Genomic DNA, 16,121 nt, shown 5'->3' with positions numbered 1-16,121 from the left:
TGCACCGGTGGGTGTCGGACGGCCGGGGGTACGGGCGGCGTGCTTAGCGTTGCCGGATGACCGAAACCACGCGGGCCGGCGGCGGGCGGCAGGTGAGTGCGGCTCGTGTGATGGCGCCCGCGGTGGTGTTCGCCATTCCGGTGCTGAAGCTCGCGTGGACGCTCGGGGGCGGGGACGCGGCGCGGGACGCGCTGCTGGCGATGGGGCTGGCGAACTGGGTGGACGTCGTCATCGGGATGTTCTTCGCCGAGCCGGTGCTGGCGGTCGTGCTGGCGGCGGTGCTCTCCTACATCAGTTATGCCTATCGGGCCGCTCACGGCGGGGCCGCCCGGCACCAGGGGCGGGCGCTGGTGGAGACGGCGGCCCGGGCGGCGATCCTGCCGGGGGCGCTCGGGGTGGTGGTCGGCGCGTTCAACGGGCTGTGGTGGGGTGTGGCGGCGGGCGCCCTGGGCTATCTGCTGCGCCTCGGTGTGGTGGCCGAGTACCGGACCGGCGCGCGTTCGGCCGTCACCGGCCACCGCACCGGGCGGCCGGCCACGGCCCTCGGGCCCCGGGCCGTCGAGGCGGTCCGGGTCGCGGCGCTGCTGCTCTCCCTGGTGGTGCTTCCGGCGTTCTCGGTCGTCGCCGCTCTCGACGGCCGCTCCTGGACGAGCGTGTTGATGTGCGACGTCGACACCGGCACCGGCCCGCAGCGCGCCCGGCTGGTCGAGCTGGACCGGCAGGCCGCGGGCGTCGTCGGCTGGGACGTCCCGGCGCACGAGGTGGTCAGCGGCACCAACTGTGCCGTCGACCCGGACGACGTCCTGCGCGCTCCCTGGTGGCGCCGGTAGGACCGCCGACCGGATCCGCCCGTGCGGCGGCCGTCCCGAGCGCCGCAGACGGCCGGATGCGGAACGACCGCGCACCCTCGCCCGACGGGGGGACGGTGGAGCATTGCGTACTCCACCATGCGGCGGAGGCTGAGGGCCGGGGCCGTGGCACCGCGGGGGACGGCGGACGTGGTGTGGCGGCGCCTCCACTCGGGCCGGACCGCGCCGGAGCGCGCCTGCGTGGACGCCGTCGTCCGCGAGCGCCACGTCGAGCGCACGGCCGCCGAGCTGTTGCTCGAAGCCTTCGCGGCCCGGGAGGAGCGGCTCCGCCCGGCGGCGCGACGGTCCGGCGGCGCGACAGCTCCGCGGCACGCCCTTCCCGGTCCGGTAGCCGTGCACGGGCCGCCGCGGCCTACGGGGGTTCGGCTGCCGGTGGGCTCAATAGATCAGGTACCCCGGGCGGTGCCCTTCGTCGTCGATCTCCCCGGTGGCCTGGGCCCGCAGCTTGCGGGACAGGTCCTCCAGGGCCCGGGCGGCCGCGACCTCCTCGCCGATCCTGGCGAGCGGACGGTCCTCCGCACTTTTCACGGATTCGCCGTGCGCGCTCAGGCCTGGCGCCCTGGCGCCGGTCAGCCTGGCCTCGCACGCCGTGTGCACGCCGTCTTCCTCGAAGCTGAGCTCCACGTCCCACTGGTTGTGCATGCCACACCTCCTGGCGCCGGCCCCCGTCGCGCCTGTCCGGACCGGCACGGACGGTGACCCGTGGCGGCCGCTCACACCAGCGTGCGCCTGCCCCGCCGGTGGCGGCAAGCGCTGCCGGACGGCCCGGCGCCCGCCGCGCCGCGCGCGTGTCGTGCGCCCCGCCCGGGCACCGGCCCGGCGGTAGGCTGGCGGGAGCGGCCGCGACCTCCGACCCACCTCTCGGAGCCGTCGGCGCGGCGCGGGCAGCGACAACCTGGTGGTCCCTCCGTGGCGGTCTTCCTCCTCGCTCTCAGTGCGGCCTGCTGTCTGGGGCTCGGCTTCGTCCTCCAGCAGCACGCGGCGCAGCAAGCCCCGCGCTCCGATCTGCTGCGCTGGCGGCTGCTGCTGGACCTGATGCGGATGCCGCAGTGGCTGCTCGGCACCGGGTTCATGGTCAGCGGGCTGATCCTCTCGGCGTTCGCCCTCAACCAGGGCGAGGTGTCGCTGGTCGAACCGCTGCTGGCCACCAATCTGATCTTCGCCATGGCACTGGCCCGGGTGTTGACCCGTCAGACCCTGGGCCGTTCCGGCTGGGCCGGGGTGCTGCTGCTGGCCCTCGGGGTGACGGCCTTCATCGTGGCCGGGCAACCGACCGGCGGCGGGGCGCCCGCCGGGGAGCTGCGGCACTGGCTGGTGGTCGGCACCGTGGTCGGGCTGGTCGTGCTGCTGGTCTCGCTGGCCCGGCGGCTGCCGCTGTTCGAGGAGGCGACCCTGCTGGCGCTCGCCGCCGGGCTGCTCTACGGCCTCCAGGACGCGCTGACCCGGACCACCACCCAGCGCCTCGACCACGAGGGCCTGTCCGCGGTGCTGCGCAGTTGGCAACCGTACGCGGTGGTGGTGGCGGGCGTGGTCGGGCTGCTGCTGGTGCAGAGCGCCTTCGAGGCGGCGCCGCTGCGGATGTCCCTGCCGGCGCTGACCGCCGCCCAGCCGGTGGCCGGGATCGCCTGCGCGGTCGGGTTCCTCGGCGACCGGCTGCGGGTGACCCCGGCGGCGCTGGCCTGGCAGGCTGCCGGGCTGGTCGCGATCGTGATCGGGGTGATCGTGATCGGCCGCCATCCGGCGATGCCCGGGACCGTCCGCGACACCCTGGAGAGCATCGGGGCACCGCCCGAGGACGGGGCAGAGCCGCGGGAGGGCGGGGCGGAGCAGAAGTCCGGGGGCGGTCCGGAGGACCGACCGGACGACGAGCCGAAGAGCAATCCTGACGGCAATCCGAAGGACGAACCGACGGGCGGGTCCGCGGAGCACGACCGCCCCGGGAGCACCGGTTAGGCCCCGATGTGCTGGAGTGCGCAGGCGGACGCCGTGGCCGGGGGGCTGGTCGCGGTCGCGGGGGTGGCGTGCCTGGTCCGCGCCCACCGGGCCGGCCGGCCCGAGCGCTTGCCGCTCGCCGCGCTCCCCCTGGTCCTGGGCGTGCACCAGCTGATCGAGGCGATGGTCTGGCTCGGCACCGACGGCGGACTGCCGGACGGCCTCGCCGGAGCGGCCCGCACCGCCTGGGCGGTGGTCGCCCTGCCTCTGCTGCCCGTCCTGGTCCCCGCCGCCGTGTGGTGCGCGACCGACGGCCCGCGCCGACGGCTGCTCGCCGCGCTCACCCTGCTCGGTGCGGCGGTCGCCGCTCCGCTGGCCGTGGCCATCGGCTCCCACCCGGTGGGGGCGACCGTGCACGGCCACACCCTCGGCTATGCGGTGGGCATCCCGTACCCGGCTCTCCTGCTGACCGGCTACCTCCTCGTCACCGTCGGCTCCCTGCTGGCAAGCGGCGACCGGCTGCTCCGCCGTCTCGGTCTCCTCACCGGCGCGGGCGCCGCCGCCTGCGCCCTGCTCTGGCACCTCGCCTTCGTCTCCACGTGGTGTGCCCTCGCCGCGCTGACCAGCCTGCTGCTGCTCCAGTGGGCGGGCCACCGACCGGCGAGCGGGCCAGCCCCCGCCGAAGGCCGGGCCCGGTAGGGCGTCCCCTGGGGCCGGCTAAGCGCAGTGCGCCGGTTCCGAGTCGTCGGCCGCGTCGGCCGCGCCGCTCGCCCGGACCGCGCTGCCCGCGTGCCCTCGGAAACGGTCCATCTCGCGCCACTCGGGGCGCAGCCCGGCCAGGGTCGTGGTCGCGAAGTAGAGGGCTCCACCGGCGATCAGGCCGGGTATCAGCCCGACCGCCGCGACCGCCGCACCGGCGACCAGCCCACCGAGCGGGATGCCGGCCCAGGAGAGGGAGTCTCCGAGGGCGTGGACGCGGCCCAGCAGGTGGCGGGGCACCCGTTCGAAGAGGACCGCGCCGAGGATCGGGTTGAGGAAGCCGGCGCCGAAGCCGCCGATCGCGAAGACCGTGAGCACCAGCCACATCGGCGCGTCGAGGGCGAGCACCAGGAAGCGCGGCGCACCGCACAGCAGGAAGCCGGCGAAGAACACCGTCCGGCGGGGCAGCCGGGAGGCGACGGCCGCCGCTATCAGGCTGCCGACGACCGCGGTGGCGCCCATGACGGCCGTGGCCAGGCCGATGGCGGCCGGACCGTTGCCGGACTCGCGCGCCCAGACCGGGACGAGGACGGCGGTGAACCCGGCGTCGATCAGGTTGGTGATGCCGATCATCACGATCACGGTGAGCAGCAGCGGCTCCGAGCGCAGGAAGGTGAAGCCCTCGCGGAACATCCGCCAGTAGCCCGCGGGCTGCTCCTCCGCCGAGGGTTCGGCTGCCACGGCGGGCACCGCCGGGCGCCCCATGCCGCGCGGGAGCGCGACCGCGATGATCAGCGACCCGAGCGCGAAGGTGACCGCGTTGACCGCCAGCCCGGCCAGCGGCCCGATCAGGGCGACCAGCCCGCCGCCGACCGCCGGACCGATGGTGGAGGCCAGCCGCTCGGTGACCCCCGACAGCCCGGTGGCGCGCTCCATCGGCACCCGGGCGTGGTCGGCCGCCTCCGGGACCATGACGGACTTGGCCAAGTCCCCCGGGCCGCGCATCGCCCCGATCACCGCAACCATCACCAGCAGCGCCCAGAACGGGAGCAGCCCCCGGGCGTGCAGCAGCGGGACCAGCCCGGCCGTGACGGCGCTGACCGCGTCCGTCGTCCAGGACACCACGCGCGGCCCGAGCCGGTCCACCAACGGCCCGGTCAGCGCCTTGACCGCCACGTACGGCGCCATTTCGGCGAAGGCGACCAGGCCCGTCATGGTGGCGCTGCCGGTGGTGGCCAGGACGAACCAGGGCAGGGCGATGGCCGAGACGCGCGTGCCGGTCACGGAGACGACCGTGGCGGCCAGCACCCCGGCCAGCGGGCGGAAGCTGCGCCCGGGCGCGTGGACGGCGGCGGTGCCGGTGCCGGTGGTGGTCATGCGGTTTCCCCCTCGGTCGTGGTGGTGCTCGTGTCCGGCAGGACGTGGACGATCACGGAGACCTGCTCGGTACCCTCCGGGGCCGGCCCGCCGTGGTCGATCTGCCGGTAGCGCCGGACCACCTCGAACAGCTCGCCGGAGAGCCGCTCGGCCTCGGCGGGGGTGAGCTGGAGGACCCGGTCGCTGAGGTCCGTCACCCGGCGCCACTCGCGCGGCATGGTCTCGAAGGCGTCCAGCGCGCGCTGGGCGGTCAGGGTGTGCGCGGCCAGGACGGACCGCAGGAAGCCGGCGGCCGTGTCGAGGTCGTCGTCCGCCATGTCGTCCACCGTCCAGACGGTCAGCGGGTGGGCCGAACGCCACCAGCGCTCGCGGGCGTTGCCCCGCTCCTCGTCCTCCTCGACGAAGCCCGCGGCGGCGAGTTGGCGCAGGTGGTAGCTGGTGGCTCCGGAGTTCAGCCCCAGCTGTGCGGCGAGCCTCGTCGCCGTCGACGGGCCGTGCTTGCGCAGGAGTCCGACCAGCTGCATGCGCACGGGGTGCGCCATCGCCCGCATGTTCTTGGCGGTGATGGCGATGTGCGGGTCGTCACTGTGCTTCCAGCCGCGCTCTTCGGTCATGGCAGGAGACTAGAACCGCAAAGGCTTCTTTGCAAAGGGTTTTTCGCGAAGGGTTCTTTGCGAAGAAGTCTTCGCGGTTGCTCGACGCGCAGGAGGCCGCGCCTCCGGGGCCCCGCCGGTCGGCGGGTGCCCGACCGGCCGCTCGGCGGGGGCCCCGGAGCGGACCGCGGCCCGGAGCGGGATTGTCACCCGGGCGGGCGAGGCGCAGGCTGGCAGGAAGGGCCCGGTGGTCGGCCCGTCCCGGTCGGCCGCGGATTCGATGACGGCCGCCGGCGAGCACGAGGGGCAGGGCGATGGCACGCGGGAGGCTCTGGAGCTACGTCGCGTCGGGGGCCCGGGCGCTCGGCGCGTTCGGCGGCGCCGTCGGCGCGTTCGGCGGCGCGGGCGGCACCGGCCACCGGAGCGGGTCCGGGCGCGCGGGCGCACTGGCGACCACCGAGGCCGAGGAGGGCCTCGGCCCGTTCTCACCGGGCGTGATGGCCGCGCCCAGGTCGCTCTCCCGCACCGAGCTGGAGCGACTGCGCTGGACCGGCCGGCAGGACGGCTGCGAGCCGACGGCCCGGCACGTCCAGGTGGCGGACCTGGTCCGCCGGGTGGTGCGCGGCGGTGGCCGGGCGGCGGCCGTCACGGTCCGGGTGGCGCCGGGGCTGCCGGTGGTGGCCGGGGACGCCCGCCGGCTGGAGACGGCCGTCGCCGGGCTGGTCGACCAGGCGATCCGGCGCAGCCCGCCGGGCGGCCGGGTGCTGGTCCGGGCGGACGTGGCGGGTGGCGCGTCCGCACCACGGGCGTCCGGACGGGCGGCGGCGACCCGCGGCCGGGTGGAGGTCCGGGTCTGCGACCGGGGCTCCTCCGAGCCGACCGGGGCGCGCGAACGGCTGATCGCCGGTGTCCGGACGGACGGCGTGGTGGGGCCCGCCCTGCACAGCCTGGTGGACGCCGCCGGCGGCCGGCTCGCGGTGGAGCCCACCCCCGGCGGCGGGCTGACCGTCGTCCTGCTGCTGACCGTCGCGTACGACTGACCGAGTACCGCGGCGTCCGGGGCCGGACCGGGGCGCGCACCCGGCGGATTCGGCCCACGAAACCTAGACTTGCCCCATGCCCCGGCTCAACGACCAGGTCAGGGAGCTGCTCCAGGAGTACGCCGACCTGATCAACATCACCGGCGGGGACGCCTTCCGGGCCCGCGCCTACGAGAAGGCCGCCCGGGCGGTCGGCGGCCACCCCGGGGACCTGGCCGGCCTGGACGTCAAGGGGCTGCAGCAGATCCCCGGCGTCGGGAGGTCCACGGCCGAGAAGATCGCCGAGTACCTCGCCACCGGGACCGTGCCCGCCCTGGAGGCGCTGCGCGCCGAGATCCCGTCCGGCGTACGGGAGATGATGGCCGTCCCCAGTGTCGGGCCCAAGCGCGCCCTGGCCCTCTACCGCGACCTCGGGATCTCCTCGGTGGACGAACTCGCCGCGGCCGCCCGCGCGGAGCGGCTCGCCGACCTGCCCGGCTTCGGCGAGCGCAGCGGCGAGAAGATCCTGCACGGCATCGAGCTGATGCGGCAGTCCGGCGGCCGCACGCTGCTGGACACCGCCAGCGAGCTGGCCGAGCAGCTCGTCGCCGTGCTCTCCGCCGTCCCCGGCTGCACCCGCTGCGCGTACGCGGGCTCGCTGCGCCGGATGCGCGAGACGGTGGGCGACATCGACGTGCTCGCGACCGCCGAGGACTCCGCCCCGCTGATGGCCGCGCTCACCGGACTCCCCTCCGTCGCCGAGGTGATCGGCAGCGGGAGCACCAAGACCTCGGTCCGTACCACCCAGGGCGTACAGGTCGATCTGCGGGTCCTCCCGGAGGAGGACTGGGGAGCCGCACTGGTCTACTTCACCGGCTCGAAGGCGCACAACATCAAGCTGCGCACGATGGCCGTCCGGGCCGGGCTGAAGCTCTCCGAGTACGGGCTGTTCGAGGTGGACGGCGGCGCCAAGGTGGTCTCGGAGGCCGAGGACGAGGTGTACGCGGCCCTCGGACTGCCGTGGATCCCGCCGCCGCTGCGCGAGGACCGGGGCGAGATCGAGGCCGCGCTGGACGGCGGACTCCCGGACCTGGTCCAGGAGTCCGACCTGCGCGGCGACCTGCACACCCACACCGACCTGACCGACGGGCTGGCCACCCTGGAGGAGATGATCGACACCGCGGCCGCCCGCGGCTACTCCTACTTCGCCGTCACCGACCACGCCCCGGACCTGGTGATGCAGCGGATGACGGACGAGAAGATGCTCGCCCAGCGCGAACAGCTCCGGCAACTCGCCGGCCGGCACAAGAAGTTGCGCCTGCTGCACGGCACCGAGCTGAACATCGGCCCGGACGGCGGGGTGGACTGGCCACCGGAGTTCCTGGCCGGCTTCGACGTCTGCGTGGCCTCCGTGCACTCGCACTTCACCCTGGACCGGGCCGCCCAGACCCGTCGGCTGATCCGCGCCTGCGAGAACCCGTACGTGCACGTCATCGGGCACCTCACCACCCGCCGGATCGGCCGGCGCGGGCCGATCGACGTCGACCTGGACGCGGTGTTCGAGGCCGCCGCGCGCACCGGCACCGCGATCGAGATCAACAGCTCCCCGCAGCGGCTCGACCTGCGCGACGAGGACGTCCTGCGGGCCCGGCGGCACGGCGTGCGCTTCGCGATCGACAGCGACGCCCACGCCACCGGCCAGCTCGGCTACCCGCGCTACGGCATCGGCACGGCGCAGCGCGGCTGGCTCACCGCCGAGGACGTGGTCAACACCTGGACCTGGCAGAAGCTGAAGCACTTCCTCCGCAAGGACGCGGTGCCCGGGTAGCCCCGAACGTCACTCCCCGCCGCAGGAGGCCCCGGGCGAGGCCAGCACCCGGGCCGCGCTGCGGTGCCCGAGCCCGGCCGCGCGCCCGAGGTCCCCGGTGTCCAGGAAGCCGGCCAGGAACCCCGCCGCGAAGGCGTCCCCGGCCCCGGTGAGGTCGCGCACCTCGGCCACCGGCGGCACCGGCACCATGACCAGCGGCTCGCCGGGCACGTCGACGGCGGTCGCCTCGGCACCCGCCTTGGTGACCACCGCGGTGGCCGCCAGCCGGGCGCGCTCCGGCCCGGGCAGACCGCCGACCAGCAGCCCGAGGAACGCCGACTCGGAGCGGTTGGCGAACACGAAGGTCGGCGCCGACTCGGCCAGCAGACCAAGGAAGCGCTCCCGTCCGAACCGCTCCAGCATGCCGGTCGAGGAGGCGTCCACCGAGGTGGTGCCGCCCGCCCTCCGGACCCGGGCGAGCGCGTCCACCGCCGTGCCGCCGACCGGCTCTCCGTCGAAGGAGTAGGCCGGCACGTGCAGGTGGGTCAGTCCGGTCAGCCACTCGTCCGGGACCCGCTCCAGCAGGGTGGCGGCGCCCCGGTCGGGCAGCATGGTCCGCTCGCCGTCCTGGTCGATCAGCACCACGACGCTGCCCGTCCGGCCGCGCCGGGAGACCCGCACGTCGACGCCGTGGCCGGCCAGTTCGGCGACCAGGCCGTCCCCGACCGCGTCCTCGCCGACGCAGCCGAGGAAGCGGGCGGGGTGCTGCCCGGCGGCGAAGCAGGCGACGTTGGCCGCGCTGCCGCCGCGCCGCCGGAAGATCCGGGCGCCGGAGTCGGTGCCGTGCCGCAGCGGGCCGTCGGCCCAGACCACGATGTCCTCGACGAGGTCGCCGAGCACCCCCAGCACGGCTCAGGCCCCGCCGTCGGCGACGACGGCCGAAGCGGCGTCACCCGCTGCGGCGTCACCGGCACCACGGCCCGCGCCGTCCGAAGCGGCGTCACCCGCCGCCGAACCCACCCCCGCAGCCAGCGCGGTCGCGATCTCCCCGCCGAGCCGGACGTTGCCCCGGTACACCTCGACGTTGACCTCCAGGCTGCGCCCGCCGGTGTCCCGCTGGATGAAGTCGAGGAGGAACGGCGTGGAGGCGTTGCCGGTGACGCCACGGCGCTCGGCCTCCGCCCAGGCGCGGGCGAGGATGCCGTCCAGCTCGTCGGGCGGCAGCTGCTTGGCCGGGTCGACCGGGTTGGCGATCAGGACGGCCTGCGGCAGTTCGAGCCGGTCCCGGGACTCGATGATCCTGGCGGCCTGCTCGGGCGACTCCACGCTGAAGTTGATCTCGTGGCCGGAGTCGGTGACGTAGAAGCCGGGGTACTTGCGGGTGCGGTAGCCGATGACCGGGATGTTGTAGGTCTCGAAGCGCTCCAGGGTGGCCCTGATGTCGAGGATGGACTTCACGCCGGCGCTGATCACGGTGACCGGGGTGGCGGCCAGGGTGGTCATGTCGGCCGACTCGTCGAAGCTCTCCGAGGCGCCGAAGTGCACGCCGCCGAGGCCGCCGGTGGAGAAGACCCGGATGCCCGCGCGGTGGGCGAGGAAGGCGGTGGCGGCGACGGTGGTGCCGCCGTGCCGGCCGAGCGCGGCGACCACCGGGAGGTCGCGCAGGCTCACCTTGTCCAGGCCGTCGACGGCGGACAGTTCGGTGATCTGCTCGGTGCTCAGCCCGACCGTGGGCACCCCGGCGTGCACCCCGATCGTGGCCGGGACGACGCCCGCCGCCCGCAGCTGCCGCTCGGCCTCCAGCGCGACGGCCAGGTTGCGCGGCCGCGGCAGTCCGTGGGTGAAGATGGTCGACTCCAGGGCGACCACCGGCCGGCCTTCGGCGAGGGCCCGGGCGACCTCCTCGGAGACCTGGACGGCGGGAGTGGTGGGGCGAAGTCCGGTCATGATGCGAACTCTCTGTGAGGTTGCCACTGCGGTGGGGCAACGTCTGCTCAGCGTATGGACGGCTCGCATCGGAATCCAGAATGAGTCCTGAGGTTTCCGATAGGCCTGCGCCTATTGGTTCGTCTACCCTGACAACCATGGGTCTCACCTTGCGTCAGCTCCAGGTCTTCCTGACCGTCGCCGAGACGCTGCACTTCGGGCGGGCCGCCGAGCGGCTGCACATCTCGCAGCCGACGGTGAGCCAGGAGGTCGCCCGGCTGGAGCGGACCGTCGGCGTCGAGCTGTTCGACCGCAGCCGCCGCTCGGTGGCGCTCACGGAGGCCGGCGAGGTGATGGCCACCGAGAGCGCCCGGCTGCTGCGGCAGGCCGAGACGCTGCTGACCCGGGTACGGCTGCACGAGGAGTCCCGGCTGGGCACCGCCCGGATCGTCGCCTCGCCGAGCGTGGTGAACCGACTGCTGCCCGCCGTGGTCAGCCGGGCCGAGCAGGAGCTTCCGGCGCTCGACACCACCGAACTCGCCGTGGACACCGGGCAGGTCTCCGCCACCCTGGCCGCCGAGCTGGCCGACATCGGGCTCGGGCGCTTCCTCGACGAGGTGACCGGCTACCGGCTGGAGCGGATCGCCGACGAACCGGTCCTGGTGGCGCTCGGCCGGGACCATCCGCTGGCCCGCCGGAGCAGCCTGGGCCTGGCCGAACTGCGCGACCTGCCACTGCTGTTGTGGCCGCGCGAGCAGCACCCCCGCTACTACGACCACGTGCTCGGCCTCTGCGCGGACCACGGCGTGGACCCACCGGTGCTGGTCAGCCCGCCGCGGATCGTCGGCTCCCGGCTCTACCTGCTCGCCCGCAACCGCGCCTTCTCGCTGGTGCCCGGCTCGATGACCGGCCACCTCACCGAGGACGTGGCCACCGTACGGCTGGAGGGGCGGGCCACCCTTCCGCTGGAGATGCAGTGGCGGACGGACGACCGGCGGCCCCGGCTGGCCTCGCTGCGGGACCTGATCCGGCAGGAGGCCGCGGAGCTGGAGGACGTCTGACCCGCCCCGTCGCACGGCCCGGGTCCGAGCCCAAGTCCGGACCCGAGCCCGAATCCGGGTCCGAGCCCGAATCCGGGTCCGAGCCCGAGCCCGAGCCCGGGTCCGAACCCGGGTCCGGGTCCGAGTCCGAGTCCGACCGGCGGAATCCTTGACGCTGGCATGCCACCACCGGAAGGATTCCCGGATCATCCGACCGGCCCGCGGCACCCGCCCGCGGGCCGCCGAACCCCGGGAACCCGCCTTGGCCCTGCGCCCGTTGCTCCGCCGCGCCGCCGGTCTGATCGGCGCCGCCGTCCTCACCCTGGCCGGCACCCTCACCGCCGCCGGCCCGGCCCACGCCGACTTCGGCACCGACTACCACGACCCGGTCACCGCCACCAAGCCGCTCACCCGCCCCGACACCCGCTCCTGCACCGTCGAGGCGATGCACGAACGCGAGTTCCGCAACGGGTACGGCAACCCGCCGGACACCCCGTACACCACCACCCTCACCCCTCCCGCCGACTGCGCCGGACCCTGGTCCGCGGTGGTCCTGGACCTCCACGGACAGGTCGCCGGACGGCAGTTCGACCGGATCTTCAGCGTCCGCGTCGGCGGCGTCCAGGTGCTGCTCTCCTCCACCCCCGAGCCGTCCAAGGACGGCATCGCCTGGAACGTCGAGCACGACGTCACCCGCTACGCCCCGCTCTTCACCGGCGGCCCGCAGGACTTCTCCTTCGACCTCGCCAACGTCACCGACGCCACCTACACCGGCGTCTTCACGATCAGCGCCAACCTGACCTTCTACACCGCCGACGCCCACTGGCCGGCCGCCCGCGCCGCCGACCGGCTGCTCACCACCGGACCGTTCGGGCTCACCAGCACCTCCCCCGCCGCCGGGCGCGACCTCACCTTCCCGCAGAACCTCGAACGCCTCACCGCCGAGGTCTACGCCCGGGGCGGCGGCGCCTGCGAGGAGTTCGCGTACGCCTCCGCCCCGGACGCCTTCGCCGCCGCCAACCCGGGCACCGGCATCTGCGGCAAGGGCCCGTTCCGCGAGCTGCGGCTGACCGTGGACGGCCGGGTGGCCGGCGCGGTCTGGCCGTACCCGGTGATCTACACCGGCGGCTGGGACCCGCTGCTCTGGCGGCCCGTGCCCGGCGTCTTCGCCTTCGACCTGCCCGCCTACCGGCTCGACCTCACCCCGTACGTCGGGCTGCTGCTGGACGGCCGGCCGCACGCCGTGGGCGTCACCCTGAACACCGCCGAGGCGCAGAGCAACGACATCTGGACCGGCCAGGTCAACCTCTTCGCCGAGACCGACCACGGCGCCGACCGCACCACCGGACAGCTCACCGACCACCGGGTCGCCCCGGAGGCCACCGTCGCGACCGACCTCGCCGACCACGGCGGCGGCAGCGGCGACTGGACGGTCACCGCCGCCCGGAACGACCTCGCCCGGGGCTGGGTGCAGACCTCGCACGGCCGGATCACCACCGAGGTCCACGACGAACTCGCCTTCCGCTCCACCCAGCGACTGCGCGACGCGGGCAACGACGTGACGCTGCACAACGGCGCCGACCTCACCCGCACCACCGCCACCTGGGGCGGCGGCCCGCACCGCACCACCACCGTCCACGAGGGCGAACCGCTGGACGTCAGCTACCGGGTGAGCCGCGACGCGGCCGGCAACACCGACCAGACCACCGCCATGGACCTCGGCTACCACCGCGACACCACCGCGGCGACCGGCGGCCACGTCACCGAGCGCTCCACCGTCGACCACACCCTGCGCCCCACCGCCACGCGGCACGACGGGGACCGCACCGTCCGGACCGGCAGCAGCGCCGAGGAGTACCGGAGCACCGGGCCCGAGGGGCCGTACCGTCGGACCCTGAACTTCGTGGACGGCTGGCCGCGGCCCTGACGGTCGCCGCTCGCCGGCCCGCGCCGCCCCTCCGCGGCACGTCGACGCCGCTCGCCGCCCCTCGCCGGCACGTCGCCGCCCGAGTTGCGAAATTGGTCGGATTCATACCGTTCACCCCTGGTGCACGGCCCGTAGGAGGCGCATGATGGGAGGTGGACCTGCGAGGTAGCTGAAGGAAGTTCGACCGCAGGAGGCAGTGGCGACGGATCGAGACGGATCAGGGTCTGCCGCTGGGACTACCTCGGTCGACGATCGAACTACCGGCCGGAGGACGTCACGTCCGGAGGCCACCCCCACCTCGTAGGTTCCGCGCGTCCACGGAGCATCCCCTCGGCCCGTGGACGCGCACCTTTTCCCGCGCGCCGCGCCTCCCGCGTCCTGTCCCCGCGCCGCACCTCCCGCGCCCCGGCTACCGCGCGCCCGCCCAGCCCATCTCCCAGGCGTGCACGGCGATCCCGACCCGGTTCGCCACCCCGAGCTTGCGCTGGATGCTGGCGACGTGGGTCTTCACCGTTCCCGGCGAGATGAACAGCTCCGCGGCGATGTCCGCGTTGGTGCGGCCCGCCGCGACGTGCCCGGCGATCTCCACCTCCCGCTCGGTCAGCGGCACCACCGGCGCCGCCCGCCGGCGCTCCGGGCGGCGCGGCTGCGTCACGTGCCGCAGCAGCCGGACCGTGACCGACGGACTGATCAGGCTCTCCCCGTCCGCCGCCGCCCGTACCGCCTCGGCGAGCAGGGACGGGCCGGAACGCTTCAGCAGGAAGCCGGACGCCCCGTGCTGCAGGGCCGGGTACACGTACTCGTCCAGGTCGAAGGTGGTCAGCACCACCACCCGCACCGGATCCGCCACGTCCGGCCCGGCCAGCCGCCGGGTCAGCTCCAGTCCGTCCATCCGCGGCATCCGGATGTCCACCAGCGCGACGTCCGGCCGCAGTTCGGCCGCCAGCTCCAGCGCGGACAGCCCGTCCACCGCCTCGCCCACGACCTCGATGTCCGGCTGGGCCGTCAGGATCCGCCGGACACTCCGCCGGACGGCCTCCTGGTCGTCGGCGATCAGGGTGCGGATCACCCGCCGGCCCCCACCGTTCGCACTCGTCACGCCCAGCAGTGTGGCGCACGGGTGGCGGACGGGAAAGTTCACGCGGTGGAACCGGCCCGGTTCACCTTCGTCCGGTGAGCTGGCCGCCATGAACGATTCCAATGGACGTCCCTCCGTCAGCAGGCGCGGGCTCCTGGCCGGCGCGACCGGCGTCGGCCTCGGCGGTGCCGTGTCCCTCGCCGGCGTCCAGGCCACCCCCGCCGCCGCCTCCCCGGTGCTCTGGCAGCGCCCGGACCGCTCCGGCGCGCCCCGCGTGGCCGGCCTGCACCTCCAGTTCGGCTCGGACGCCTCGCGCGAGGTGGTGGTCTCCTGGCACACCACCAGGTCCGTCGGCAACCCGCGTGTGATGTACGGGACTTCGAACAACGGCTTCGGCCGGACGGTCCAGGCCTCGACCCGCACCTACCGGGACGCCGCCTCCGGCACCGAGGTCCAGGCGCACCACGCCCGGCTGACCGGCCTGCACGCCGACACGGACTACGTCTACGCCGCCGTCCACGACGGCACCACCCCCGAGCTCGGCACCGTCCGCACCGCCCCGCGCGGCCGGTCCGCCTTCACCTTCACCAGCTTCGGCGACCAGGGCACCCCCACCCTCGGCAGGAAGACCGCCAACGGCTACGTGAACGACAACCTCGGCAGCCCCGCCGCCGGCGACACCACCGCCGGGGTCGAGCGGATCGCCCCGCTGTTCCACCTGCTCAACGGCGACCTGTGCTACGCGAACATCGCCACCGACCGGGTCCGCACCTGGTCCGACTGGTTCGAGAACAACAGCCGCTCGGCCCGCCACCGCCCCTGGATGCCCGCGGCCGGCAACCACGAGAACGAGAAGGGCAACGGCCCGATCGGCTACGGCGCCTACCAGGCGTACTTCGAGCTGCCGGACGCCCGCTCCGACCCGGAGACCAACGGCCTGTGGTACTCGTTCACGGCCGGCTCGGTACGCGTGATCAGCCTCAACAACGACGACGTGGCCTACCAGGACGGCGGCAACAGCTACGTCCACGGCTACTCCGGCGGCGCCCAGCAGCGCTGGCTGGAGCGGGAGTTGATCGCGGCCAACGCGGACCCGGGGATCGACTGGATCGTGGTCTGCATGCACCAGGTGGTGATCTCCACCGCCGACAGGTTCAACGGCGCCGACCTCGGCGTCCGCGAGGCCTGGGTGCCGCTGTTCGACAAGTACGGCGTGGACCTGGTGGTCTGCGGCCACGAGCACCACTACGAGCGCTCGCACCCGATCCGCGGCCAGCAGCCGACCGACACCCGCACGCCGATCCCGGTCTCCACCGGCACCGAGACCATCGACACCACCAAGGGCACCGTCCACATGGTCATCGGCGGCGGCGGCACCTCCGCCCCGTCCAACCAGCTCTTCTTCAGCCCCGCCAAGGCACGGGTGATCACCGGCGTCGGCGCCGTCGACCCGGCCACCGGCAAGCGCCCGCCGGTGTACGTGATCGAGGACGCCCCCTGGTCCGCCTTCCGGGACGCCGACAACCCGTACGGCTTCGCCTCCTTCGACGTCGACCCGGGCGGCCGCAACGGGCAGACCACCATCGGCGTCACCTACTACTCCGTCAGCGGCCCGTACGGGGACCTCGTCCCGGTCGACCGCTTCACCCTGACCCGCCCGCGCGGCACCCGCGGCGGCGGCCGGGGTCACTAGGGCGTACTCGACGGCAGCCTCCGACCGGCGGAGACCGTCCGGTGCGCCTCATCCCGTCATCGTGCCTCACCCGGTAGCCCCTCCGCCTCACGCGCACGCACGGACGCGGCGCCGCCCCGCGCGGGTCGGCGCCCCGGGGCGCGCCGCAGCGCCCCCGCCGG

General features: G+C 74.6%; 13 protein-coding genes and 1 pseudogene. 8 read left to right on the top strand and 6 right to left on the bottom strand.

Annotated elements, in window-relative coordinates:
* The first annotated feature begins 56 nt into the window (after positions 1 to 56).
* Positions 57 to 830 carry a hypothetical protein gene (locus ACFVHV_RS34305; RefSeq protein WP_380356550.1) on the top strand — a complete coding sequence of 258 codons (774 nt, stop codon included), beginning with the start codon at positions 57 to 59 and terminating at the stop codon, positions 828 to 830.
* Positions 831 to 1,247: 417 nt separating this feature from the next.
* On the opposite strand, the gene ACFVHV_RS34300 is transcribed toward ACFVHV_RS34305, so the two are convergent.
* The gene (locus ACFVHV_RS34300) at positions 1,248 to 1,511 is read right to left on the bottom strand and encodes a dsRBD fold-containing protein (RefSeq protein ID WP_359907527.1); all 264 of its coding nucleotides are present in this window, start codon (positions 1,509 to 1,511) and stop codon (positions 1,248 to 1,250) included.
* Positions 1,512 to 1,778: 267 nt separating this feature from the next.
* On the opposite strand from ACFVHV_RS34300, the pseudogene ACFVHV_RS34295 reads away from it, so the two are divergent.
* Both ACFVHV_RS34295 and ACFVHV_RS34290 read left to right on the top strand, forming a co-directional pair.
* Positions 1,779 to 2,618, top strand: a pseudogene (locus tag ACFVHV_RS34295) (DMT family transporter); the annotation flags it as partial.
* Positions 2,619 to 2,828: 210 nt separating this feature from the next.
* A complete protein-coding gene (locus ACFVHV_RS34290; RefSeq protein ID WP_359907524.1) occupies positions 2,829 to 3,500 on the top strand; it encodes a DUF6629 family protein in 672 nt (223 codons plus the stop codon).
* An 18-nt stretch (positions 3,501 to 3,518) separates the two neighbouring features.
* Here ACFVHV_RS34290 and ACFVHV_RS34285 read toward each other — a convergent pair whose 3' ends face one another.
* Positions 3,519 to 4,877 carry an MFS transporter gene (locus ACFVHV_RS34285; RefSeq protein ID WP_380356547.1) on the bottom strand — a complete coding sequence of 453 codons (1,359 nt, stop codon included), beginning with the start codon at positions 4,875 to 4,877 and terminating at the stop codon, positions 3,519 to 3,521.
* Positions 4,874 to 5,491 carry a helix-turn-helix domain-containing protein gene (locus tag ACFVHV_RS34280; protein WP_359907519.1) on the bottom strand — a complete coding sequence of 206 codons (618 nt, stop codon included), beginning with the start codon at positions 5,489 to 5,491 and terminating at the stop codon, positions 4,874 to 4,876. The genes ACFVHV_RS34285 and ACFVHV_RS34280 overlap by 4 nt, the downstream gene beginning before the upstream one ends.
* Before the next feature lie 293 nt (positions 5,492 to 5,784).
* Here ACFVHV_RS34280 and ACFVHV_RS34275 point away from each other — a divergent pair, with 293 nt between their 5' ends.
* Together ACFVHV_RS34275 and polX are read left to right on the top strand one after the other, a co-directional pair.
* A complete protein-coding gene (locus ACFVHV_RS34275) occupies positions 5,785 to 6,510 on the top strand; it encodes an ATP-binding protein (protein WP_359907516.1) in 726 nt (241 codons plus the stop codon).
* A gap of 76 nt (positions 6,511 to 6,586) precedes the next feature.
* Positions 6,587 to 8,317, top strand: a complete 1,731-nt coding sequence (gene polX / locus ACFVHV_RS34270) for a DNA polymerase/3'-5' exonuclease PolX (RefSeq protein WP_380356543.1) — start codon at positions 6,587 to 6,589, stop codon at positions 8,315 to 8,317.
* 9 nt (positions 8,318 to 8,326) lie between these two features.
* Here the strand turns inward: polX and ACFVHV_RS34265 are convergent, their stop codons facing one another.
* Entirely contained in the window at positions 8,327 to 9,205 is an 879-nt protein-coding gene (locus tag ACFVHV_RS34265; protein ID WP_359907511.1) for a PfkB family carbohydrate kinase, read from the bottom strand.
* Positions 9,206 to 9,208: 3 nt separating this feature from the next.
* On the bottom strand, positions 9,209 to 10,243 hold the full coding sequence (locus ACFVHV_RS34260; protein WP_380356540.1) for a pseudouridine-5'-phosphate glycosidase: 1,035 nt from the start codon (positions 10,241 to 10,243) through the stop codon (positions 9,209 to 9,211).
* 137 nt (positions 10,244 to 10,380) lie between these two features.
* Between ACFVHV_RS34260 and ACFVHV_RS34255 the strand changes: the two genes are divergently transcribed.
* Together ACFVHV_RS34255 and ACFVHV_RS34250 are read left to right on the top strand one after the other, a co-directional pair.
* Positions 10,381 to 11,283: a LysR family transcriptional regulator gene (locus tag ACFVHV_RS34255; protein ID WP_380356538.1), complete on the top strand. Its 903-nt coding sequence runs from the start codon at positions 10,381 to 10,383 to the stop codon at positions 11,281 to 11,283.
* 241 nt (positions 11,284 to 11,524) lie between these two features.
* Complete coding sequence (locus tag ACFVHV_RS34250) at positions 11,525 to 13,189, top strand: peptide-N4-asparagine amidase (protein WP_380356535.1); 1,665 nt, start codon at positions 11,525 to 11,527, stop codon at positions 13,187 to 13,189.
* Between the two features lie 409 nt (positions 13,190 to 13,598).
* Here ACFVHV_RS34250 and ACFVHV_RS34245 read toward each other — a convergent pair whose 3' ends face one another.
* The gene (locus tag ACFVHV_RS34245; RefSeq protein ID WP_359907499.1) at positions 13,599 to 14,288 is read right to left on the bottom strand and encodes a response regulator transcription factor; all 690 of its coding nucleotides are present in this window, start codon (positions 14,286 to 14,288) and stop codon (positions 13,599 to 13,601) included.
* An 88-nt stretch (positions 14,289 to 14,376) separates the two neighbouring features.
* Here ACFVHV_RS34245 and ACFVHV_RS34240 point away from each other — a divergent pair, with 88 nt between their 5' ends.
* Positions 14,377 to 15,960, top strand: coding sequence for a purple acid phosphatase family protein (locus ACFVHV_RS34240; protein ID WP_380356533.1), 1,584 nt, complete (start codon positions 14,377 to 14,379; stop codon positions 15,958 to 15,960).
* The last annotated feature ends 161 nt before the right edge of the window (positions 15,961 to 16,121 follow it).

The organism is Kitasatospora sp. NPDC127116, from assembly GCF_042677365.1.
GTDB classification, from domain to species: domain Bacteria; phylum Actinomycetota; class Actinomycetes; order Streptomycetales; family Streptomycetaceae; genus Kitasatospora; species Kitasatospora lactacystinica.
The sequence above is the reverse complement of the archived record's forward strand: the minus strand, read 5'-3'. Positions and strand labels throughout refer to the sequence as shown.

Coding starts and splice junctions, on each gene's coding strand:
- ACFVHV_RS34305 (WP_380356550.1), top strand. CDS start 57: ATGACCGAAACCACGCGGGCCGGCGGCGGGCGGCAGGTGAGTGCGGCT.
- ACFVHV_RS34300 (WP_359907527.1), bottom strand. CDS start 1,511: ATGCACAACCAGTGGGACGTGGAGCTCAGCTTCGAGGAAGACGGCGTG.
- ACFVHV_RS34290 (WP_359907524.1), top strand. CDS start 2,829: ATGTGCTGGAGTGCGCAGGCGGACGCCGTGGCCGGGGGGCTGGTCGCG.
- ACFVHV_RS34285 (WP_380356547.1), bottom strand. CDS start 4,877: ATGACCACCACCGGCACCGGCACCGCCGCCGTCCACGCGCCCGGGCGC.
- ACFVHV_RS34280 (WP_359907519.1), bottom strand. CDS start 5,491: ATGACCGAAGAGCGCGGCTGGAAGCACAGTGACGACCCGCACATCGCC.
- ACFVHV_RS34275 (WP_359907516.1), top strand. CDS start 5,785: ATGGCACGCGGGAGGCTCTGGAGCTACGTCGCGTCGGGGGCCCGGGCG.
- polX (WP_380356543.1), top strand. CDS start 6,587: ATGCCCCGGCTCAACGACCAGGTCAGGGAGCTGCTCCAGGAGTACGCC.
- ACFVHV_RS34260 (WP_380356540.1), bottom strand. CDS start 10,243: ATGACCGGACTTCGCCCCACCACTCCCGCCGTCCAGGTCTCCGAGGAG.
- ACFVHV_RS34255 (WP_380356538.1), top strand. CDS start 10,381: ATGGGTCTCACCTTGCGTCAGCTCCAGGTCTTCCTGACCGTCGCCGAG.
- ACFVHV_RS34240 (WP_380356533.1), top strand. CDS start 14,377: ATGAACGATTCCAATGGACGTCCCTCCGTCAGCAGGCGCGGGCTCCTG.